The organism is Flavobacterium sp. DW-iso2 (assembly GCF_058725285.1).
Genome location: NZ_JBZXDY010000012.1, coordinates 69704 through 92522 on the forward strand (window position 1 = coordinate 69704; position 22819 = coordinate 92522).

The 22819-nt window shown below is 34.2% G+C and carries 28 protein-coding genes; 26 read left to right on the forward strand and 2 right to left on the reverse strand.

Annotated features, from left to right (window positions below; all coding sequences use genetic code 11):
- The 21 genes from rplE (at window position 1) to ctlX (ending at window position 14527) form a co-directional block, all read left to right on the forward strand.
- A complete protein-coding gene (gene rplE / locus AC4PRO_RS10145; protein ID WP_074724339.1) occupies window positions 1–552 on the forward strand; it encodes a 50S ribosomal protein L5 in 552 nt (183 codons plus the stop codon).
- Window positions 553–555: 3 nt separating this feature from the next.
- On the forward strand, window positions 556–825 hold the full coding sequence (gene rpsN / locus AC4PRO_RS10150; protein ID WP_074724338.1) for a 30S ribosomal protein S14: 270 nt from the start codon (window positions 556–558) through the stop codon (window positions 823–825).
- A gap of 70 nt (window positions 826–895) precedes the next feature.
- Window positions 896–1294: a 30S ribosomal protein S8 gene (gene rpsH, locus AC4PRO_RS10155; protein WP_066081018.1), complete on the forward strand. Its 399-nt coding sequence runs from the start codon at window positions 896–898 to the stop codon at window positions 1292–1294.
- A 15-nt stretch (window positions 1295–1309) separates the two neighbouring features.
- Window positions 1310–1852, forward strand: coding sequence for a 50S ribosomal protein L6 (gene rplF, locus AC4PRO_RS10160; protein WP_371535348.1), 543 nt, complete (start codon window positions 1310–1312; stop codon window positions 1850–1852).
- Window positions 1853–1863: 11 nt separating this feature from the next.
- Window positions 1864–2214 carry a 50S ribosomal protein L18 gene (gene rplR, locus AC4PRO_RS10165; protein ID WP_492117271.1) on the forward strand — a complete coding sequence of 117 codons (351 nt, stop codon included), beginning with the start codon at window positions 1864–1866 and terminating at the stop codon, window positions 2212–2214.
- A 6-nt stretch (window positions 2215–2220) separates the two neighbouring features.
- Complete coding sequence (gene rpsE, locus AC4PRO_RS10170) at window positions 2221–2745, forward strand: 30S ribosomal protein S5 (protein WP_074724336.1); 525 nt, start codon at window positions 2221–2223, stop codon at window positions 2743–2745.
- A 12-nt stretch (window positions 2746–2757) separates the two neighbouring features.
- Window positions 2758–2940: a 50S ribosomal protein L30 gene (gene rpmD, locus AC4PRO_RS10175; protein WP_016989314.1), complete on the forward strand. Its 183-nt coding sequence runs from the start codon at window positions 2758–2760 to the stop codon at window positions 2938–2940.
- A gap of 11 nt (window positions 2941–2951) precedes the next feature.
- Complete coding sequence (rplO, locus tag AC4PRO_RS10180) at window positions 2952–3404, forward strand: 50S ribosomal protein L15 (RefSeq protein WP_492117272.1); 453 nt, start codon at window positions 2952–2954, stop codon at window positions 3402–3404.
- 13 nt (window positions 3405–3417) lie between these two features.
- The gene (secY, locus tag AC4PRO_RS10185; RefSeq protein ID WP_074724334.1) at window positions 3418–4764 is read left to right on the forward strand and encodes a preprotein translocase subunit SecY; all 1347 of its coding nucleotides are present in this window, start codon (window positions 3418–3420) and stop codon (window positions 4762–4764) included.
- Window positions 4765–4768: 4 nt separating this feature from the next.
- On the forward strand, window positions 4769–4984 hold the full coding sequence (gene infA / locus AC4PRO_RS10190) for a translation initiation factor IF-1 (RefSeq protein ID WP_007136545.1): 216 nt from the start codon (window positions 4769–4771) through the stop codon (window positions 4982–4984).
- A 12-nt stretch (window positions 4985–4996) separates the two neighbouring features.
- A complete protein-coding gene (ykgO, locus tag AC4PRO_RS10195; protein WP_074724333.1) occupies window positions 4997–5113 on the forward strand; it encodes a type B 50S ribosomal protein L36 in 117 nt (38 codons plus the stop codon).
- A 2-nt stretch (window positions 5114–5115) separates the two neighbouring features.
- Window positions 5116–5490, forward strand: a complete 375-nt coding sequence (gene rpsM / locus AC4PRO_RS10200; RefSeq protein WP_074724332.1) for a 30S ribosomal protein S13 — start codon at window positions 5116–5118, stop codon at window positions 5488–5490.
- Between the two features lie 8 nt (window positions 5491–5498).
- Window positions 5499–5882, forward strand: coding sequence for a 30S ribosomal protein S11 (rpsK, locus tag AC4PRO_RS10205; RefSeq protein WP_007136543.1), 384 nt, complete (start codon window positions 5499–5501; stop codon window positions 5880–5882).
- A gap of 90 nt (window positions 5883–5972) precedes the next feature.
- Window positions 5973–6578, forward strand: a complete 606-nt coding sequence (gene rpsD, locus AC4PRO_RS10210; protein WP_074724331.1) for a 30S ribosomal protein S4 — start codon at window positions 5973–5975, stop codon at window positions 6576–6578.
- A gap of 21 nt (window positions 6579–6599) precedes the next feature.
- Entirely contained in the window at window positions 6600–7592 is a 993-nt protein-coding gene (locus tag AC4PRO_RS10215) for a DNA-directed RNA polymerase subunit alpha (protein WP_074724330.1), read from the forward strand.
- A 63-nt stretch (window positions 7593–7655) separates the two neighbouring features.
- Window positions 7656–8144: a 50S ribosomal protein L17 gene (gene rplQ, locus AC4PRO_RS10220; protein WP_074724329.1), complete on the forward strand. Its 489-nt coding sequence runs from the start codon at window positions 7656–7658 to the stop codon at window positions 8142–8144.
- Window positions 8145–8383: 239 nt separating this feature from the next.
- On the forward strand, window positions 8384–9484 hold the full coding sequence (gene carA, locus AC4PRO_RS10225) for a glutamine-hydrolyzing carbamoyl-phosphate synthase small subunit (RefSeq protein ID WP_492117273.1): 1101 nt from the start codon (window positions 8384–8386) through the stop codon (window positions 9482–9484).
- 343 nt (window positions 9485–9827) lie between these two features.
- A complete protein-coding gene (gene eno / locus AC4PRO_RS10230) occupies window positions 9828–11120 on the forward strand; it encodes a phosphopyruvate hydratase (protein ID WP_492117274.1) in 1293 nt (430 codons plus the stop codon).
- A 155-nt stretch (window positions 11121–11275) separates the two neighbouring features.
- Window positions 11276–12559: a citrate synthase gene (locus AC4PRO_RS10235; RefSeq protein ID WP_492117275.1), complete on the forward strand. Its 1284-nt coding sequence runs from the start codon at window positions 11276–11278 to the stop codon at window positions 12557–12559.
- A 68-nt stretch (window positions 12560–12627) separates the two neighbouring features.
- Window positions 12628–13542: a dimethylarginine dimethylaminohydrolase family protein gene (locus AC4PRO_RS10240; protein ID WP_492117276.1), complete on the forward strand. Its 915-nt coding sequence runs from the start codon at window positions 12628–12630 to the stop codon at window positions 13540–13542.
- A 49-nt stretch (window positions 13543–13591) separates the two neighbouring features.
- On the forward strand, window positions 13592–14527 hold the full coding sequence (gene ctlX, locus AC4PRO_RS10245) for a citrulline utilization hydrolase CtlX (RefSeq protein WP_074724324.1): 936 nt from the start codon (window positions 13592–13594) through the stop codon (window positions 14525–14527).
- Window positions 14528–14588: 61 nt separating this feature from the next.
- Here the strand turns inward: ctlX and AC4PRO_RS10250 are convergent, their stop codons facing one another.
- Window positions 14589–15218, reverse strand: coding sequence for a MarC family NAAT transporter (locus AC4PRO_RS10250; protein WP_074724323.1), 630 nt, complete (start codon window positions 15216–15218; stop codon window positions 14589–14591).
- A gap of 174 nt (window positions 15219–15392) precedes the next feature.
- Here AC4PRO_RS10250 and AC4PRO_RS10255 point away from each other — a divergent pair, with 174 nt between their 5' ends.
- Complete coding sequence (locus tag AC4PRO_RS10255; protein WP_074724367.1) at window positions 15393–15758, forward strand: CoA-binding protein; 366 nt, start codon at window positions 15393–15395, stop codon at window positions 15756–15758.
- A 130-nt stretch (window positions 15759–15888) separates the two neighbouring features.
- Here AC4PRO_RS10255 and AC4PRO_RS10260 read toward each other — a convergent pair whose 3' ends face one another.
- Window positions 15889–17397 (reverse strand): sodium:solute symporter, encoded by a 1509-nt coding sequence (locus AC4PRO_RS10260; protein WP_492117277.1) that lies wholly within the window; start codon window positions 17395–17397, stop codon window positions 15889–15891.
- 143 nt (window positions 17398–17540) lie between these two features.
- On the opposite strand from AC4PRO_RS10260, the gene recR reads away from it, so the two are divergent.
- From recR to AC4PRO_RS10280, 4 genes are all read left to right on the forward strand, one after another.
- The gene (gene recR / locus AC4PRO_RS10265) at window positions 17541–18161 is read left to right on the forward strand and encodes a recombination mediator RecR (protein WP_492117278.1); all 621 of its coding nucleotides are present in this window, start codon (window positions 17541–17543) and stop codon (window positions 18159–18161) included.
- Between the two features lie 70 nt (window positions 18162–18231).
- Window positions 18232–19023 (forward strand): polysaccharide biosynthesis/export family protein, encoded by a 792-nt coding sequence (locus AC4PRO_RS10270; RefSeq protein ID WP_492117279.1) that lies wholly within the window; start codon window positions 18232–18234, stop codon window positions 19021–19023.
- 15 nt (window positions 19024–19038) lie between these two features.
- A complete protein-coding gene (locus AC4PRO_RS10275; protein ID WP_492117280.1) occupies window positions 19039–21501 on the forward strand; it encodes a polysaccharide biosynthesis tyrosine autokinase in 2463 nt (820 codons plus the stop codon).
- A 25-nt stretch (window positions 21502–21526) separates the two neighbouring features.
- A complete protein-coding gene (locus tag AC4PRO_RS10280; RefSeq protein ID WP_492117281.1) occupies window positions 21527–22510 on the forward strand; it encodes an SDR family oxidoreductase in 984 nt (327 codons plus the stop codon).
- Window positions 22511–22819: the final 309 nt, after the last annotated feature.

Genomic DNA, 22819 nt, shown 5'->3' on the forward strand with positions numbered 1-22819 from the left:
ATGGAGTATACACCTAGACTAAAAGAAGAATATAAGAACAGAGTAATATCTGCTCTTAAAGAGGAGTACGGATACACAAACGTAATGCAAGTTCCTAAATTGGAAAAAATCGTTTTGAGCCGTGGAGTTGGAGCAGCAGTTTCTGATAAAAAATTGATTGACTATGCAGTTGATGAATTGACAAAGATAACTGGACAAAAAGCAATATCTACAATTTCAAAGAAAGATGTTGCATCTTTCAAATTGAGAAAAGGAATGCCTATTGGTGCTAAAGTTACTTTGCGTGGAGAAAGAATGTATGAGTTTTTAGATAGACTTATTACTTCTGCTTTGCCACGTGTTAGAGATTTCAGTGGTATAAAAGCTACAGGTTTTGACGGAAGAGGAAACTATAACCTTGGGGTTTTAGAACAAATCATTTTCCCAGAAATTGACATTGATAAAGTAAACAAAATATCAGGTATGGATATCTCTTTTGTAACTACTGCAAAAACGGATAAAGAAGCAAAGTCATTATTGGCTGAATTAGGATTACCTTTTAAAAAGAATTAAGATATGGCTAAAGAATCAATGAAAGCCCGTGAGGTGAAGAGAGAAAAAACGGTAGCTAAGTATGCTGAGAAAAGAAAAGCTTTGTTAGAGGCTGGAGATTTCGTAGGTTTGCAGAAATTACCTAAAAACGCTTCACCTGTTCGTTTGCACAACAGATGTAAAATAACAGGTAGACCTAGAGGTTACATGCGTCAATTTGGTGTTTCACGTGTTACATTCCGTGAAATGGCAAATAACGGATTGATCCCAGGTGTTAAAAAAGCCAGTTGGTAGAAAATTAATTTTAATTGGTTAAAGGTTCGACAGAAAATCTGAAGAAAACCATAGCCGCAAATTTATACATATGTATACAGATCCTATTGCAGATTATTTAACAAGAGTTAGAAACGCTGTGGCTGCAAACCACAAAGTTGTCGAAATTCCTGCATCTAATCTAAAAAAAGAAATCACTAAGATCTTATTTGATCAAGGTTATATCTTAAGTTACAAATTTGAAGACAACGCTGTTCAGGGTTCAATCAAAATTGCTTTGAAGTATGATAAAGATACTAAAGAGTCAGTAATAAAAGATATCCAAAGAATTAGTAAACCAGGTTTACGTAAATATTCAAGTTCTTCAACCATTCCAAGAATCCTTAACGGATTAGGTATTGCTATTGTTTCTACATCAAAAGGATTGATGACAGGAAAAAAAGCAAAACAATTGAATGTTGGTGGTGAAGTAATTTGTTACGTATACTAATAAATAGACTATAAGATGTCAAGAATAGGTAAAAGCCCAATTGTAATCCCTGCTGGAGTAACTGTAGAAGTTAAAGACGGTATTATTACAGTAAAAGGAAAAAATGGTCAGCTGACACAGGAGTTTTCGGACGTAACTGTTACAGTTGAAGACGGTCAAGTTCAAGTAGACAGGTCGTCTGATCACAAGGACCAAAGAGCAAAACACGGTTTGTACAGATCTTTAATCAATAACATGATTATTGGTGTAACTGAAGGTTTTACAAAATCATTAGAATTGGTAGGAGTTGGTTATAGAGCTTCAAATCAAGGACAGAAATTAGATTTAGCTCTTGGATATTCTCACAATATTGTTTTGCAAGTTGCTGCTGAAGTAACTCTAGAAACTATATCTGAAAAAGGTAAAAACCCAATTGTTAAGCTTACATCGTTTGACAAACAACTTTTAGGTCAAGTTGCGGCAAAAATTAGAGCTTTTCGTAAGCCTGAGCCGTACAAAGGAAAAGGAGTTAAATTTGTAGGTGAAGTATTAAGAAGAAAAGCAGGTAAATCAGCTTAAAAAATAAGATTATGTCATTATCAAAACCTGAAAGAAGACAGAGAATTAGATTCAGAATTAGAAAATCGATTAGTGGTTCTGCTACAAATCCAAGACTATCTGTATTTAGAAGTAACAAAGAAATTTATGCTCAACTTATTGATGACGTAAACGGAGTTACTATTTTGGCTGCTTCTTCAAGAGAAAAAGAAATAGAAAAAGGTACTAACGTAGAAGTTGCTATTGCAGTTGGAAAACTTGTAGCGGAGAAAGCGTTAAAAGCGGGGATAGAAGTTGTAACATTCGATAGAGGAGGTTACTTGTATCACGGTCGTATTAAATCATTAGCAGAAGGCGCGAGAGCTGCTGGACTTAAATTCTAATATATTATGTCTAATAAATACAAGAATGTAGAGTTGGTAAAACCAAGTGGTCTTGAATTAAAAGATCGTTTGGTGAGTGTTAATCGTGTTACTAAAGTTACAAAAGGTGGTAGAGCTTTCGGTTTTTCTGCTATTGTAGTTGTAGGTGATGAGAATGGTGTTGTAGGTCATGGATTAGGAAAGTCTAAAGATGTTTCTGAAGCAATTGCGAAAGCAGTAGAAGATGCGAAGAAAAATCTAGTAAAAATTCCTTTGAATGGTAAATCAGTACCACACGAACAAAAAGGTAAATTTGGTGGAGCTCGTGTGTTTTTAATTCCTGCCTCTCATGGTACAGGAGTTATTGCAGGTGGAGCTGTTCGTTCAGTTCTTGAGTCAGTTGGGATTCACGATGTATTGTCGAAATCTCAAGGATCATCAAATCCTCACAACGTAGTTAAGGCGACTTTTGATGCGTTGTTACAAATGAGAAGCGCTTATAGTGTTGCAAAACAAAGAGGAGTTTCTTTAGAAAAAGTTTTTAAAGGTTAATTCAAGGAAATTATGGCTAAATTATTAGTAAAACAAGTTAGAAGTAAAATCAACTGTCCACTTGATCAAAAAAGAGGATTGGAAGCTTTAGGTCTACGTAAAATGGGACAAATTGTAGAGCATGATTCAAACCCTACAATCCTTGGGATGATAAACAAAGTTAAACACTTAGTTTCTGTAGAAGAAGCTAAATAACAAATACTGGTATGAATTTAAGTAACTTACAACCAGCTGAGGGTTCAACACACAGTCAAAATAAGAGACTAGGTAGAGGAGAAGGTTCTGGAAAAGGTGGTACTTCGGCAAGAGGACACAACGGACAAAAATCTCGTTCTGGGTATTCTAAAAAGATTGGTTTTGAAGGAGGGCAAATGCCTCTTCAAAGACGTGTGCCTAAGTTTGGTTTTACAAACATCAATCGTAAAGAGTACGAAGGTGTAAATCTTGATACACTTCAATTATTAGTTGATAATGGTATTGTAACTGATGCTGTCGATATGACAACTTATGTTGCAAACCGTTTGGCTACTAAGAATGAAATCGTTAAGATTTTAGGAAGAGGAGAATTGACAGCAAGATTAAAAGTAACTGCTCACAAATTTACTGCTACTGCAAAAGCCGCTATTGAAGCTGCTGGAGGAGAAGCTGTAACAATGTAATTTTTCAATTAATATGAAGAAATTTATTGAATCAATAAGTAATGTTTGGAAAATCGAGGAACTAAAAAACAGAATCCTAATTACATTGGGTCTGCTTTTAGTATATCGTTTCGGAGCACATGTTACGCTTCCGGGAATCGATGCGACTCAATTAAATAGTTTAGCAGGTCAAACCAAAAGTGGTATTGGATCTATTCTAGATATGTTTACTGGTGGAGCATTCTCTAAAGCGTCAGTTTTTGCTTTAGGAATTATGCCTTACATTTCGGCTTCTATTGTTGTTCAGCTTATGGGAATTGCGATTCCTTATTTGCAAAAACTTCAAAATGATGGTGAGAGTGGTAGAAAAAAGATTAATCAGATAACACGTTGGTTGACTATTGTTATTACACTAGTACAAGGACCAACTTACATCTACAATCTATATAGAACTTTACCTAGTAGTGCATTTTTATTAGGGTTTAATTCTTTTGAATTCTTATTTTCTTCAGTGATTATCTTAGTTACAGGTACGATATTTGCCATGTGGTTAGGTGAAAAGATAACTGATAAAGGAATTGGAAATGGTATTTCGCTTTTAATTATGGTAGGTATACTTGCTAGATTTCCTCAAGCATTTATACAGGAGTTTACTACTAGAGTTACGAATAACAACGGTGGGCCAATGTTATTGGTTATCGAAATTATTATTTGGCTTTTAGTTATTGTTGCTTGTGTTTTATTAACTATGGCAATTAGAAAGATACCAGTGCAGTACGCTCGTCGTACAACGTCAGGTGATTTTGAACAAGATATGATGGGTGGTAATAGACAATGGATTCCTTTGAAACTTAATGCTTCTGGAGTTATGCCAATTATCTTTGCTCAAGCTATCATGTTCATTCCTGCTGCTGTGGCTGGGTTGTCTAAATCAGATGCATCACAATCAGTTGTAGGCGCTTTTAGTAATATGTTCGGTTTTTGGTATAACCTTGTTTTTGCAACTTTGATAGTTGTATTCACATTCTTTTATACAGCAATCACCGTTCCTACTAATAAGATGTCAGATGATTTGAAAAGAAGTGGAGGTTTTATTCCAGGTATTAGACCAGGTGTAGAAACTTCTGATTTTCTTGACAAAGTGATGTCGTTGATAACTTTCCCAGGATCTTTATTTCTAGCTCTAATAGCTGTGTTCCCAGCGATTATTGTAAGTCTTATGGATGTTCAACAATCTTGGGCAATGTTTTTTGGGGGTACCTCATTAATAATTATGGTTGGTGTTGCCATAGATACAATTCAACAAATTAATTCATACTTGTTAAACAAACATTATGACGGTTTAATGAAGAGTGGAAAAAATAGAAAAGCAGTAGCTTAATCTTATGGCAAAACAATCAGCAATAGAACAAGACGGATCTATAATTGAAGCATTATCAAATGCGATGTTCCGTGTAGAGTTAGAAAATGGACATATTGTAATTGCTCATATATCTGGAAAGATGCGTATGCATTATATCAAATTATTACCTGGTGATAAAGTGAAACTAGAAATGAGCCCGTACGATTTGTCAAAAGCAAGAATTACTTATAGATATTAAAGGATATTCACAATGAAAGTTAGAGCATCAGTAAAAAAGAGAAGTCCCGAGTGCAAGATTGTGCGTAGAAAAGGGATATTGTACGTTATAAACAAAAAGAATCCTAGATTTAAACAAAGACAAGGATAATTATGGCAAGAATTGCAGGGGTAGATATCCCGAAAAACAAGAGAGGTGTTATAGCACTTACCTATATCTTCGGATTAGGAAATAGTAGAGCTATTGAGATTTTAGAAAAAGCTCAAGTTAGCCAAGATAAAAAAGTTCAAGATTGGAATGATGATGAGATCGGAGCGATTCGTGAAGCGGTATCAGAATTCAAAATTGAAGGAGAATTGCGTTCTGAGGTTTCTTTGAACATCAAACGTTTAATGGATATTGGTTGTTACAGAGGTATCCGTCATAGAACTGGTCTTCCTTTAAGAGGACAAAGAACTAAAAACAACTCTAGAACAAGAAAAGGTAAAAGAAAAACTGTTGCCAACAAGAAAAAAGCAACTAAATAATAAGTAATATGGCTAAAGCAACTGCAAAAAAACGTAAAGTTATCGTTGAATCAACGGGAGAAGCTCATATTTCTGCTACCTTCAATAACATCATTATTTCTTTGACAAACAAAAAAGGTGAAGTTATTTCTTGGTCTTCAGCTGGTAAAATGGGTTTTAGAGGTTCTAAAAAGAACACTCCATACGCAGCCCAAATGGCAGCAGAAGATTGTAGTAAAGTAGCTATTGAAGCAGGACTTAAAAAAGTGAAAGTTTATGTAAAAGGACCAGGAAACGGACGTGAGTCTGCGATTCGTTCTTTGCATAACGGTGGAATCGAAGTAACTGAGATTATCGATGTTACTCCAATGCCTCACAACGGATGTCGTCCTCCTAAAAGACGTAGAGTTTAATAATATATTTAAGTATAACTAGGTAGAAAACACGATTATCGAAGGATATGACCTGAATTCATAATCTCTACCTGAATAAAATTTTTAGAAATGGCAAGATATACTGGTCCAAAAACTAGAATTGCTCGTAAATTTGGCGAAGCAATATTCGGAGATGACAAAGCATTCGAAAGAAGAAGTTACCCACCTGGGCAACACGGAATGGCTAAAAAAAGAGGTAAAAAATCTGAATATGCAATCCAATTAATGGAGAAGCAAAAAGCTAAATATTCTTATGGAATTTTAGAAAAACAATTCAGAGGTTTATTTAAAAAAGCATCAGCTACTAAAGGTGTTACTGGTGAAGTTCTTTTACAATTGTGTGAGGCAAGATTAGATAACGTTGTCTTTAGAATGGGTATTGCTCCTTCTCGAAGAGGCGCTAGACAATTAGTATCTCACAGACACGTTACCGTTAATGGTGATGTAGTAAACATTGCTTCTTACCACCTTAAACCTGGTGATAAAGTAGGAGTTCGTGAAAAATCTAAATCATTAGAAGCTATCGAACGTTCTTTATCTAATTCAAGTCATGTTTATGAATGGATTACTTGGAATAATGACGTTAAAGAAGGTACTTTCGTTTCTGTACCAGCTAGACTTCAAATCCCAGAAAACATTAAAGAACAATTAATCGTAGAGTTGTACAACAAATAATAATTGACTTAGTCGAAATTTATGGCAATATTTAATTTTCAGAAGCCCGATAAAGTTATCATGATCGATTCAACCGATTTTGAAGGTAAATTTGAATTTAGACCTTTAGAACCAGGTTACGGATTGACCGTTGGTAATGCACTTAGAAGAGTTTTGCTTTCAGCATTAGAAGGTTATGCAATTACATCCGTTCGTATAGAAGGTGTAGATCATGAGTTTTCTACTATCTCAGGAGTTGTTGAAGATGTTACCGAAATTATCCTTAATCTTAAACAAGTACGTTTCAAACGTCAAATTGAAGATATAGATAATGAGGCAGTTACTATTTCTGTTTCAGGTAAGGATCAATTGACAGCTGGTGATTTTCAAAAATTCATTTCAGGTTTCCAAGTTTTGAATCCAGAACTTGTTATCTGTAATCTAGATCCAAAAATCAAACTGAACTTTGATTTAACAATCGAAAAAGGTAGGGGATATGTTCCTGCAGAGGAGAACAAAAAACAGAACGCTGCAATTGGAACTATTTTTACGGATTCTATTTTTACTCCGGTAAAAAACGTAAAATATTCAATTGAAAATTTCCGTGTTGAGCAAAAAACAGATTATGAAAAATTAGTTTTTGAAATAAAAACTGATGGTTCTATCAATCCAAAAGATGCGCTTACTGAAGCAGCCAAAGTTTTAATTCACCATTTCATGTTGTTTTCTGACGAAAGGATTACACTCGAGGCTGATGAGATCGCACAAACAGAATCGTATGATGAGGAATCATTACATATGAGACAATTGCTTAAAACTAAGCTTGTTGATATGGACTTATCTGTAAGAGCATTAAATTGTTTGAAAGCGGCTGAAGTTGATACGCTTGGAGATTTAGTATCGTTCAATAAAAATGACCTAATGAAATTCCGTAATTTTGGTAAAAAATCTTTAACAGAACTAGATGAACTAGTGGCTATTAAAAATTTGAACTTCGGAATGGATTTAGCGAAATACAAACTAGATAAAGAATAAATTACTTCATATTTTGATCTCCAAAACGGATAGTATCAAGATGAAAGTATAAAAACACACGTCATGAGACACGGAAAAAAATTCAACCACTTAAGCAGACAGACAGCGCATAGAAAATCTATGTTAGCTAATATGGCTTGTTCTCTTATAGAGCACAAACGTATTAACACTACTGTTGCTAAAGCGAAAGCGCTTAAACAATTTGTTGAGCCTTTAATAACAAAATCAAAAACTGATACGACCCATAACCGTCGTATTTGTTTTGCTTACTTACGTAGCAAATATGCGGTAACTGACTTGTTCAGAGACGTAGCTGCTAAAGTAGGCGACCGTCCAGGTGGATACACTCGTATCATTAAAGTTGGAAATCGTTTGGGAGATAATGCTGATATGGCAATGATCGAACTTGTAGATTTCAATGAACTTTACAATGGTGGTAAAAAAGAAGTTAAAAAAGCAAAAAGCCGTCGTGGTGGAAAAGCTAAAAAAGCAGATGAAGCTACTGAAGCTCCAGTTGCTGAAGCTGATACAACTACAGACGCTGCTGAGTAATTATGAAGATAATCATTCAATAAAATTTAAGGATAAACTATTAATAGTTTATCCTTTTTTTTTGTTTTTTTTTCGAACAAATGAATGTATAGTTTTAGATTTTTCTGCTATTCTGTTTGTTTTGTTACGTTCTATTAAGTAAAAGCGCTCATAAAGGCTAGTTTTTTCTTTTATAATAAATTTTAAAAGTTTGCATCCATTGTATTAATGGATTAAATTTGCACAATATTTAACTACTCATGAAATATACAACACGACAAAGCGCCATACTTTTACTAAGTGATGGAACCATTTTCCACGGAAAATCAATAGGTATCAGTGGAACAACTTTTGGAGAAGTATGCTTTAATACTGGAATGACCGGTTATCAAGAAATTTTTACGGATCCTTCTTATTTTGGACAAATAATGGTCGCCACTAATGCTCATATTGGAAATTATGGAGTAAATGAAAATGATGTAGAATCTGATGGTATAAAAATATCAGGTTTAGTTTGTAAAAACTTTAGTTTCAATTATTCCAGAGCTGATGCTTCAGAAAGTTTAGAGGAGTATTTCATTAAACAAAACCTTATTTGTATTTCAGATGTGGATACTAGAGCACTTGTGAGTTACATTAGAGATAATGGAGCTATGAATGCTGTTATTTGTACTGACGGTACTTCTGTAGAGGATTTAAAGAAGTCTTTGGCAAATGTTCCTGATATGAAAGGGTTAGAACTAGCTTCAAAAGTTTCTACTAAGGAGGCATATTACTTTGGTGATGAAAATGCTACCTACAAAATTGCAGCATTAGACTTAGGTATTAAAACAAATATCCTTCGTAACCTTGCTAAGAGAGATTGTTACATTAAAGTTTTTCCTTTTGATTCAACATACAATGATTTAGCATCTTTTAGTCCTGATGGTTTTTTCTTGTCTAATGGTCCTGGTGATCCCGAACCTCTTTCAGGAGCTATTCAAGTAGCGAAAGAAATATTGGATAACAATAGACCATTATTTGGTATTTGCTTAGGACACCAAGTAATTGGGCTGGCTAATGGAATTTCCACTTATAAAATGTTTAATGGACACAGAGGGATAAATCATCCGGTAAAGAACTTAATTTCTGGAAAGGGTGAGATTACCTCACAGAATCATGGTTTTGCAGTTAACAAAGAAGAATTGGAAAACAATTCTGATTTTGAAATCACACATGTTCATTTAAATGACGGAACAGTTGCTGGTATGAGAATGAAAAACAAGAATTGTTTTTCAGTTCAATACCATCCTGAAGCAAGTCCAGGGCCTCACGACTCCTCTTATTTATTTGATCAATTTATTGAAAATATAAAAGGGTAAGATTGTAAGATCATATTTTTTATAGATACTATAGGGGTGCTTGCTTTTTAATGAAAGGAAGTACCCTTCTTTTTTTAGAATAGTATAAATAAATAGGGTTAAATAGATAGATGGACAGTGTTTACATTTTGTCAATTTATCTGATGTGATCATTTTGTACGAATAGGTTTAAGGGCTTTTATTGGGTAGAAATAGATAAATTGTAGTTTATTTCTATAAAAGGAGAGGTGTAATTTTTATTTGGTCATAATTATAACGTTTTCGTTAATAAGATTCATTATTTTCATATTATCATTAGAAAAGATAGAATATATTTGTATTATTAAATTTTAAATAAAGTAATATGAGTATTATTATCAAAATTCACGCAAGACAAATTTTCGATTCGAGAGGAAACCCTACTATAGAAGTAGATGTAGTTACTGAACACGGTGTTTTGGGTAGAGCAGCAGTTCCATCTGGAGCTTCAACTGGAGAACATGAAGCAGTGGAATTACGTGACGGTGGGAAAGCCTATTTAGGAAAAGGAGTTTTGAATGCAGTGAAAAATGTTAATACCCTTATTGCTGAAGAACTTTTAGGAACTTCGGTTTTTGAACAAAATGTAATTGATCAAATGATGATTGATTTGGATGGAACTCCAAATAAATCAAAGTTGGGAGCAAATGCCATTTTAGGAGTTTCTCTTGCTGTTGCAAAAGCTGCTGCTAATGAATTAGGCTTGCCATTATATAGATATGTAGGTGGTGTTTCTGCAAATACATTGCCTGTGCCAATGATGAATATCATCAACGGTGGTTCACATTCTGATGCACCAATTGCATTTCAAGAATTTATGATTTTTCCGGTAAAAGCAGTTTCTTTTACACATGCTATGCAAATGGGAACGGAAATTTTTCATAGTCTTAAAAAAGTACTTCATGATAGAGGTCTTTCTACAGCTGTAGGTGATGAAGGTGGTTTTGCTCCAACTTTAGCTGGTGGTACGGAAGATGCTTTGGATACAATTAAATTGGCAGTTGAAAATGCTGGATATTCTTTTGGTGACGAAATCATGATCGCTTTAGATTGTGCTGCTGCTGAATTTTATGTAAACGGTAAATACGATTACTCTAAATTTGAAGGAGAAACTGGTAAAATTAGATCTTCTGCTGAACAAGTAGACTATTTAGCTGAATTGGTTGCTAAATATCCAATTATCTCAATTGAAGATGGAATGGATGAAAATGACTGGGATGGATGGAAATTACTTACCGATAAAATTGGAGATAAAGTGCAGTTGGTTGGAGATGATTTGTTCGTGACTAATGTAGAACGCTTGTCTACGGGTATCGAAAGAGGTATTGCTAACTCAATTTTAGTAAAAGTAAATCAGATTGGTACATTGACAGAGACTATTGCTGCTGTTAATATGGCAAAAAATGCTGGGTATACTTCTGTAATGTCACATCGCTCTGGAGAAACAGAAGACAACACAATTGCTGACTTAGCGGTTGCTTTGAATTGTGGTCAAATTAAAACTGGATCTGCATCCCGTTCTGATCGTATGGCAAAATACAATCAATTGTTAAGAATAGAAGAGGAACTAGGCGAAACGGCTTTTTTTCCTGGGAAAAAAGCGTTCAAGATAAAATAAGATTTGTTATTATAGTTTAAAAAAAGCCATTCGAATTATTCGAATGGCTTTTTTGTTTTATTTAACAATAACATTATCAATTTCGCTTTTTATTTAATGTTATTATCCTTAGATTTGGTAAATTATTAAATATAAAGTTTTATTTTCAAAATATTATGTCAAAAACAGCTATAGTAGAAATTGATGGTAAGAGGTATGAGTTTCCAGTTGTACAAGGAAGCGAAAACGAAGAAGCTATCGATATTAACAAATTACGAGATTTAACTGGGGTAATTACTCTTGACCCAGGGTATAAAAATTCAGGTTCTTGTACCAGTAAAATTACATTCTTAGATGGAGAACTTGGAATACTCCGTTACAGAGGATATTCGATAGAAGATTTGGCCGACAAAGCTGATTTTTTAGAAGTATCTTTTCTTTTAATCTTTGGAGAGTTGCCAACTGCAGTTCAGTTGAAACAGTTTGAAGATGATATTAGAAAGCATACGTTAGTCAATGAAGAGATGAAAAATATCATTGATGGTTTTCCTAGAACAGCGCATCCAATGGGTGTGTTAGCGGCATTGACAAGTGCGTTAACAGCATTTAATCCAAAATCAGTAAATGTTGATAATGAAAAAGAAATGTATCATGCTGTTTGTAAAACTATGGGGAAATTCCTTGTAATTGCAACCTGGACGTATAGAAAAAGCATGGGTTATCCTTTAAATTACTATGATACCACAAAAGGATATGTCGAAAATTTCATGAAATTAATGTTTGAAATACCAACAGGACCTTATAAAGCAAGTCCAATTGTTATTGATGCATTAAATAAATTGTTTATTCTTCATGCAGATCATGAACAAAATTGTTCTACATCTACTGTAAGAATGGTTGGTTCATCTCACGCCGGATTATTCGCGTCAATATCAGCTGGTGTTTCAGCACTTTGGGGTCCTCTACACGGAGGAGCAAATCAAGCAGTTCTTGAAATGTTAGAAGAAATCCATAATAATGGAGGAGATACTGACAAGTATATGGCTAAAGCCAAAGATAAAAATGATCCTTTTAGATTGATGGGTTTTGGTCATAGAGTATATAAAAACTTTGATCCACGCGCTAAAATTATTAAAAAAGCGGCAGATGAAGTTTTAGAAACTTTAGGTGTTGATGATCCAATTCTTGCAATTGCAAAGAAGTTAGAAGCATTGGCTCTAGAGGATGAATATTTCAAATCAAGAAGCTTATATCCAAATGTAGATTTCTATTCTGGAATTATTTATAGAGCATTAGGAATTCCTACCGATATGTTTACCGTGATGTTCGCTATTGGACGTTTACCAGGTTGGATAGCACAATGGAAAGAAATGCGTGAAAACAAAGAACCTATTGGAAGGCCAAGGCAAATATATACAGGATCTCCCTTGAGAGATTTTAAAACAGTAGATAAACGATAATTCAATTTTAAAAAGCTTCACTCACTAGTGAAGCTTTTTTTTTATCTTTGTCCAAATCAAAATACTATATGTTAAAATTAAATGTAAAGAATGAGACTTCAAGATTGCGGGCAGTAGTTTTAGGAACAGCAATTAGCAATGGTCAAACTCCATCAATAGCAGAAGCATATGATCCAAAATCATTGGAGCACATAGTAGCAGGAACCTATCCGCTTGAAAAAGATATGGTGACTGAGATGGAGGCTTTTAATAAAGTGCTTAAAAAATATGATATCACAATTTATCGCCCCGAATTAATTGCGGATTACAATCAGATATTTACAAGAGATATAGGGTTTGTAATTGACGGTGTTTTTATTAAATCGAATATTTTACGGGAACGCGAGAGAGAGCTTGACGCTATTCAATATGTGATTGATCAGATAGATCCTAAAAATGTAGTTCGTCCTCCTGATGAAGTGCATATCGAAGGTGGGGATGTAATGCTTTGGGACGACCATATATTTATTGGTACCTATAAAGGAAGTGATTATAAAGAATATATTACAGCAAGGACAAATAAGGAGGGAGTACAATTCATTAAAGATTTGTTTCCTAATAAAATCGTTAAAGAATTTGATTTAGTGAAATCAAAAATTGAAGCTAGGGATAATGCTTTACATCTTGATTGCTGTTTCCAACCGGTAGGCCCTAATATGGGAATTATCTATAAAAATGGGTTCCGTGAAGAAGCAGACTATATGTATCTTGTTGATCTTTTTGGAAAAGATAATTTATTTCCTATTACAAGGGACGAGATGTACACTATGAATTCTAATGTGTTTTCTATTGATTCCAATGTTGTGGTTTCTGAAAAAAACTTCACTAGATTGAATAATTGGTTGCGATCTAACGGTTTTACAGTGGAAGAGATTCCTTATGCTGAGATTTCTAAACAGGAAGGATTATTACGTTGTTCGACATTACCTTTAATAAGAGATTAATTCAAGTAATGATGTATTGTAATATATCGTTATATAAATATAAAATAAAATGAAACAAACTACAAATTCTATATTGATGATTCGTCCGGTAGCGTTTAGAATGAACGAACAAACGGCAGTAAATAATTATTATCAAAAAGTATTAGACGGTCTTTTACCGGCAACAGTAAATGCAAAAGCGCAACAAGAATTTGATGCTTTTGTAGAAAAACTAAGAGCTGTTGGTGTTGATGTCACCGTAGTTGATGACACACTAAATCCAGATACTCCAGACAGTATTTTTCCAAACAACTGGATTTCCTTTCATGAAAATGGAGATGTGGCATTATATCCAATGTTTGCAGTGAATCGTCGTCAGGAGCGTCGTGAGGAAATTTTGGATATGTTAGAAGACAAAGGATTCAAAATGGACAATATTGTAGATTATACTTCTGCAGAAGAAGACGGGTTTTTCTTAGAGGGTACAGGAAGTTTGCTGCTTGATAGAGCAAATGAAAAAGCCTATTGCGCTTTGTCTCCTCGGGCTGATGAAGAATTGTTTATTGAGTTCTGTGAAGATTTTGATTATGCACCTGTTCTGTTCGAAGCCTTTCATACGGTAAATGGAGAACGGAAATTAATTTATCATACAAATGTTATGATGTGTTTGGGAGAAACTTTTGCAGTTATTTGTGCAGATAGCATTGATGATAAAAAAGAACGTAAAATGGTTTTAGACAATCTTAAAAAAGATAATAAAGAGGTAGTTTTAATTACAGAAGACCAAGTTAATAATTTCGCTGGAAACATGCTGGAAGTGCGAGGTGCAGATGATAAAAGATATTTAGTGATGAGTACCGCTGCTCATCAAAGCTTAAAGCCAAAACAAGTAGAGCAGTTAGAAAAACACGCTACAATTCTTAGTTCAAGTTTAGATACTATTGAAGCCTGTGGCGGTGGAAGTGCCCGATGTATGATGGCAGAAATTTTCTTACCAAAAGCATAAAAAAAAAGACCTTCAAATATTTTTGAAGGTCTTTTTTTTGAATTTTAGCGATCTGTTTTTTTTACATCAAATTTGTTTTGACTATTGTTATAATAGAGCTGATAATGTATTGGACTCCTATCGCGATTACTATAAATCCAACAATTCTTGAAATAGCGACGATTCCGGAAGCTCCAAGTATTTTAGCCAGATAGTGTGCACTTCTCAAGACGATAAAAATGGAAATGGCAACTGCTACCATAGCCAAAACGGAAATGATAATTTCGGATGTTTCCTGATGTTCACTATAAAATGCAATTAACAAGGACATGGATCCCGGTCCAGCAAGCATGGGGATAGCTAATGGAGTTAAAGCAATGTCATTTCTTTTTTGAGCATCACTTTCTACTTTCTTGCTTACTCCTCTTTTTTTGTTAAATTGGCCTGAGAGTAATGAGAACCCTGAAGTAGCGATAACAATACCTCCTGCTATACGTAAAGCTTCCATGCTAATTCCAAAAAAGGACAATACATATTCTCCTAAAAAAAAGGAGATAATCATAATCACAAAAACATTTATAGCCGTCCAGAGTGAAATACGGGAGCGTTCTTTTTTGTCGTCATCTTGTGTGAGTCCAACAAAAATGGGAACTGTACCAATAGGGTTTATAACTGAAAAAAGGGCAGCAAATAAATAAATAAAAAGTTCCATGTTTTTTTGCGAAATTAGTTGGTTCTATTGAGGATTAAAGTGTTTTCTGGATTAAAAAAATGTTATATTAAAAAGAATAGAGTCCTAAATAATAGCATTAGAAATCGAAAGATATTAATTTTAATTAAAACGGACTATAGTAATTTACTACTTTTACAAAAAAATAATAAAACAATGAAAAATAAAAAAACTTTAGTTCTTGGCGCATCAGCAAAACCGGAGAAATATGCATACAAAGCAATTACGATGCTTGTTGATAAGGGACATTCTGTTCTTGCTATTGGCCAAAATGCGGGAGAAGTGGCTGGAATAAAAATTCAGACTAAAGCGATTCCTTTAAAAAACATAGATACCATTACCTTATATTTAAACCCAGCGCGTCAAAAAGATTATTATAATTACATAGTCGAAACGAAGCCGAAACGGGTGCTTTTTAATCCAGGAACTGAAAACCCAGAATTGTATCAACTTTTGGAACTGAATAACATAAAATCAGAAGTAGCCTGCACATTGGTTTTGTTGACTACAAATAGATATTAAATAGCTAATTATTTATAATTTTTGAATATCTTAATGCTTTAGGAAAATATAAAATTGTGTTCATTTCGTCTCGTTTTAACAAGGGACGAGATGGAATTACAAAAGGCTTCCTTCTAGCCTTGTCTGAAAATTAGAAACGAGTTTCTTCTAAAGTTGGTTTGCTAATCAATAGCAGTCCTATGAAAGTGATTAGTCCATTTATGACAATCAGTTCGTTATCGAATACATATCCAAAAAATAACACTTTTGAATTTTCGCTAAGTAAAAAAGTTAGTACAGGAGATAACAAACAGATAAATGGTACAAATTGATCCTTAACTGTTTTTGTGTTCATAAATAGACCGAAGCTATACAATCCTAATAATGGCCCGTAGGTATAAGAAGCAATCCTGAAAATCATTCCTACTACAGAACTGTCATTAACAGAATTGAAGAATACAATCACTAAGAACATTAGAAAACAAAAGCCAAGATGGGTAAGATGTCTTGCTTTTACCGCCGTGGGCTTATTGCGGTTTTCAGTTTTATCCATCCCCAGAAAGTCGACACAAAAGGAAGTGGTTAGCGCCGTTAAGGCGGAGTCTGTTGTTGCAAATGTAGCTGCCGTTAAGCCCAGTAAGAATATGACTGAAGGAATCAGCGTTAAGTGATGAAACGCAATTTCAGGAAACAGCAAGTCTGTTCTTGGTTTTCCCGTAACCAAATCAGTAGGGACTTCGATTCCGTTTTTTGCAGCATAAATATAAAGTAAGGCACCTACGCTTAAAAAGAATATATTGATCAATACAAATATTCCAGTGAAGGTAAACATATTCTTTTGGGCTTCGCCAATGGTCGCGCAACTTAGATTTTTTTGCATTAAGTCTTGATCTAATCCTACCATAGCAATCGTCACGAAAATTCCGCCAAGGATTTGTTTTACAAAGTGAAATTTACTAGTTAGAAAATCTTCGAAGAAAAATACTTTAGAATAATTACTATTTTTCACTTCTTCAAAAGCTTCAATAATATTCAAGTTTAAGCTTTGGCAAATAAAATAAATAGTCATAAAAACAGAGGTGACTAAGAAAAATGTTTGTAGTGTATCAGTGATGATAATAGTTTTTAAGCCTCCTCGATAGGTGTACGCAAATATTAAAGCTAATGAAATTAATACCGTAGCGGCAAAGGGAATTCCATAAAAATCAAACACAAAACGTTGTAATACAATCACAACGAGATACAATCTAAATGCTGATCCGATGGTTCTACTAATTAAGAAAATCGTAGCGGCAGTCTTATAGGAATAAGTTCCCAGGCGGCGTTCTATATATCCATAAATAGAAGTCAGGTTCATTCGATAATATAAAGGCACGAGTACTTTGGCAATAAATATAAACCCTATTGCATTTCCAAGAACAAACTGAAAGTATTTGAATTGTTCTCCACTAGGTGCTCCGACTTCTCCCGGAACCGAAATAAAAGTCACACCAGAAAGCGCTGTTCCGATCATCCCGAAAGCTACTAAATACCACTTAGAGTTTTTATTCGCTTTAAAGAAAGCATCATTTCCACTGTCTTTTTTACTGGTGAAATGAGAAATAGTGAATAATATTCCGAAGTAGATAACGATAAGTGATAGTATGGCGAAGGGTGTCATTTTTTAGATTTTGAAAAGCCAAAATACAATTTTTTAGTTGATCCTTTATTTGATCTCTCTTTTATTTAAATGGGCGTGAATTTATAGTAGGGATTAAGCAAATAAGCATTTAAACAAATAAACAATTTGCTACATTTGCAGTTATGGAATTTTCTTCAAAATTAATAGAGAAAGCGGTTAATGAAATATCTCAATTGCCGGGAATAGGAAAGAGAAGTGCCTTGCGCTTGGTGTTGCATTTATTGAAGCAACCCAAAGAGCAAACTGGTTTTTTGGCTCAAGCATTGGTAAATATGAGAGAAGATATTAAGTATTGTACAAATTGTCACAATATTTCTGACAGCACGATTTGTGAAATCTGTGCCAATAAAAACCGGAATCATCAAATTGTTTGTGTTGTTGAAGACATTCGAGATGTTATGGCAATAGAAAATACAGGGCAATTTAGAGGGGTTTATCATGTTTTAGGAGGTAAAATATCTCCTATTGACGGAGTAGGGCCTAGTCAGTTGAGAATTGCAACATTGGTAGAAAAAGTGAAATCTGGAAGTATAAACGAAGTTATTTTTGCGTTAAGCTCAACAATGGAGGGCGATACTACTAATTTTTACATTTACAAGCAGATAGTAGATGCTGCTATTGTGATATCAACAATTGCGCGCGGAATTGCAGTAGGAGATGAATTAGAATATGCAGATGAAGTTACTTTAGGAAGGAGTATATTGCAGCGTGTACCCTTTGAAAAGTCTTTCAAAAATAATTAATGATCTCAATAAATAACTAAACTTTTGATATAGTAAATGAAAAGCTATATTTGTTATATAAAATAAAAAAATGAGCAAGCATATATTCTATTTGTTACTTAGTATTAGCGTGTTATTTAGTTCATGTATTCCAACTCAGGATTTAATTTATTTGCAAAAAAAGAGTAATTCTGAAACAGAAATAGGGATCTCTGCTATTGTTGCAAAACCATATAGATTGCAAACCAGCGATGTATTGAGTATTAGTATCAAGGCCATTGACCCAAAATTAGTTGCTATTTTCAGTACTACAAACGAGGGTGGTACCGGTAAATCAGAATCTGGATTGTATTTTGATGGTTTTACGGTTGATGATCACGGGAATATAAGAATGCCAGTTTTAGGAGAAATTAATGTAATTGGTTTTACTTTGGATGAAATACGAGTTAAAATTGAGAAGCAATTGTTAGCGGAATATTTTAATAAGGAAGCTAATATCTTTGTTATTGTAAAATTAGCAGGTTTCAAGTATACCATTAATGGGGAAATAGGAAGTACGGGAACCAAGACTTTATTTCAGGAAAACGTAACTATTATGGAGGCTATTGCAAATGCGGGAGACATAACTATAACAGGAAATAGAAAAGCAGTTACAATTATCAGAAAGTCACCAACGGGAGTACAAATGCATGATCTAGATCTTACGGATATCAATGTTATGAACTCGCCTTATTTTTATTTACAGCCTAATGATTATATTTATATCAAACCACTCAAACAAAAAACTTGGGGAACTGGAAAAACGGGGATAGAATCGTTAGGAACTTTTGTTACACTGTTGTCCTTGGCCACAACGACCTTTTTCTTGCTATTTAAAAATTAAAACAGAGATCCAAAAATGTTAGATATAAAAGATTTTTCGATTTTTGAAAACCAGGTAAGTTTTGACTTTAAAGGGTTTTTAATAAAAATTGGAAGTTACTGGAAGTGGTTTTTATTAAGCTTAATCATGACCTTTACGATCGCCTATCAGGTGAACATTCGGAAAGAGAAGGTATATAGTATGGAAACGCTTATTTCTGTAAAGGAAGAAAGCAATCCGTTATTTACTTCAAACACCAGTCTTGTTTTTAATTGGGGAGGTACTTCTGATCAGGTTCAAACTATTTCGACTACAATACAGTCTAGATCTCACAACGAATTGGTTGTAGATAAACTGCAATACTATATTAACTATTTAGTTCAGGGGAAATATGCTCTCGAAGATGCTTATGGAGCAGTTCCTTTTTATGTTCAGATTGATAAATCAAAAGGGCAGTTAGTAGGAAGTGTTATTGGAATTACTTTTTTGAGCGAAAGTGTTTATGAAATAAGAATTCCATTTGAGAGTCAAAATGCTTCGCTGATTACTTATAGAGATAATTCGTACAGTAACACCACTGTTGCAACGGGGGATTTTGTTAAGCGATATAAAGTGGGTGAAAAAGTATCTTTACCTTTTTTAAATTGGAAATTACAAATAAATGATAATCCAGGATTTTATAAAGGCAATGAATATTTTGTTTCATTCAGTGATTTTAATAGTACAGTTGCGGCGTATAAAGGAATAGATGTTCGTTCAGATGATAAAGGAGGTTCTATAATCACACTTGGAATGCAAGGGGCTAATAAGGCAAGAATGGTTAAATACCTGAATTCGACCGTAGAAATGCTCATCAAAAGACAATTGGATAGTAAAAATCAATTTGCTACAAATACGATCGCTTTTATTGATAGTACTTTAATTGCAATGGAATCGCAGTTGAAAGAAACTGGAAATGAGCTAAAATCATTTAGAAAGGACAAGAATATTTATGATATTGAAGAAGGAGGGGCTAAGTTTTCTGATCAGATGCTCGAATTTGATGTCAAGAGGGATGAAGTAACCCGTAAAATCACGTATTATAACACTCTTAAGTCTTATTTAAAAAACAGCGTTGATTACTCTAAACTTCCAGCGCCGTCAGTAGCAGGAATAGAAGATCCTAATGTGATGACTAATGTTTCCAAGTTGATTTCGCTTTCGGCTCAGAGGGCAGAAATGGCTTATGCCGTAAAAAGCGATAAGATATTTAAAGACTTTGACAATCAAATGGCGGCTATTAAAAATGTATTGTTAGAAAATATTGCGTCTGCAAAATCTTCTTTACAATATGATCTGGCACTGGTAAACAATAAAATTAATCAAACGGAAAGCACGATTAAGAGGCTTCCGGATGACCAGCAGGAATTGATTAAAATAAAGAGAAAGTATGATTTAAGCGATAATATCTACAGTACTTTTCTTCAAAAAAGAAGTGAAGCTGATATTGTAAAAGCAGCAAATTTGTCTGACATTCATTTTATCGATCCAGCGAAAGATGTGGGCGGAGGACAAATAGGTCCAAGAACGTCCGCTAATTATGTTTTGGCCCTATTTCTGGGAATACTGTTCCCATTGCTATTTGTGTTTTTCGTTTTTTTCATTAATAATTCGATACAAAACACGGATGATATTGTAAAGCTAACGCAAATTCCGTTGATTGGAGTGATAGGTTTAAATAGAGAGAATTCAGAGTTGGCTGTTTATGACAGACCCAAATCAGCATTGTCTGAATCCTTTAGAGCAATACGCTCTTCACTTCAATATTTATATAAAAAGCAAAATGTGGATGGCGCTAAGACATTGATGATAACGTCATCTGTCAGTGGGGAAGGAAAGACATTCTGTTCCATTAATATTGCTACTGTTTTCGCTTTAAGCGAAAAAAAGACAGTTATTGTAGGATGTGATTTAAGAAAGCCCAAATTATTTGAGGAGTTTAATTTGTCCAATGAAGTTGGAATCGTCAATTATTTAATCAAGCAAAAAAGTGTTAATGAAATTATCAACCATACTTCCATTCCTTATCTTGATGTTATTCTTTCTGGACCTGTCCCGCCTAATCCATCTGAATTGATTATTAGTGATGGAATGGGAGAATTGATTGAAGAATTAAAGGAAATCTACGATTATATCATTTTGGATACGCCACCCGTGGGATTAGTTTCTGATGCTTTGGAATTATCCCAATATTCAGATGTTACTTTATATATTGTAAGGCAGAATTTTTCCAAAAAGGAAATGATTACTTTATTGAATAATAGAGTAAAACGCGGGGAACTTGACAATGCAAGTATTATTTTAAATGGCTTTGAAAACAAGGCTAAATATGGTGCCGGCTATGGTTACGGCTACGGTTACGGCTATGGGAATTATTCAAATGGATATACTGATGACGATAAACCAAAGAACTTATTCCAATCAGTGAGTAGAAAAATACGTAATAAGCGCAAAAAATAGTGGTAAGACTTTTAAATTAATAGAAATGAAAAAAGGAACAAAAAGTAGAATATTAATTACTGGAGGAGCTGGATTCATTGGCTCTAATCTTTGTGAATATTTTTTATCCAAAGGACATGAAGTAAGATGCTTGGATAATTTTGCTACGGGACACCGACATAATTTAAAAGATTTTATTAATAATCCAAATTTTCGGTTGATTGAAGGAGATATTAGAAATGCTATTGATTGTCAAAATGCAGTTAAAGAGGTGGATTATGTCTTGCATCAGGCAGCACTTGGATCTGTGCCGCGTTCCATTAATGATCCGGTTACGACGAATGATGTAAATGTGTCTGGTTTTTTGAATATGCTGGTAGCGTCTACTGATGCCAAAGTGAAACGGTTTATATACGCCGCTAGCTCTTCTACCTATGGAGACTCAGTTGGATTGCCAAAAGTAGAGGATGTGATAGGGAAACCACTTTCTCCTTATGCGATAACAAAATATGTGAACGAACTGTATGCTGAAATTTTCAGTAAAACCTATGGTTTGGAAACAATTGGGTTGCGTTATTTTAATGTTTTTGGTCGGAAACAGGATCCAAATGGGGCCTATGCTGCAGTAATTCCGAAATTTGTGATGCAATTGATGAATCATGAGCCGATTACAATCAACGGTGATGGGAATTATTCCCGTGATTTTACTTATATTGATAATGTCATTCAGATGAATGAATTAGCATTGACTACAAAAAAACCAGCGGCGGTAAATTCGGTTTACAATACGGCCTTTGGAGATCGAAATACATTGAATGATTTGGTGCGTTATTTGAAGGAATATTTAACAAAATATGACCCTGAAATAGCTCACGTGGAGGTAGTCAATGGTCCAAACAGAGCGGGAGATATACCGCATTCTTTGGCGAGTATCGCTAAAGCAAAAGAGTTGTTGGATTACGATCCACAATATTCCTTACAGCAAGGGTTGAAGGAAGCAATTGATTGGTACTGGAATAATTTGAAGTAGGCGGTTAGTGGTTGTCGATTGTCATAGGATTTGTTTTGGGTTATGAGTAGTGGATTGTAACTTTTAGGTTTGGAGTGATTAGCAGGGACAATATTTGAATGAAATAATTATGTTTTTACTTTTTTTCTTGATAAAAAAAGTAACAAAAAATTATTCACGCTTTAATATTGTTTTTTTGTATTCATGAATCTTCGATTTCACTACCTGAAAATTCATAGCTTAAAAACTACCTCAAAACTATGTTCCGCAGCCCGAGCCGTTCGCCTTTCAGGCTCAACTCGCGGACTGCTGCCACTCCGTTTTGTCGTC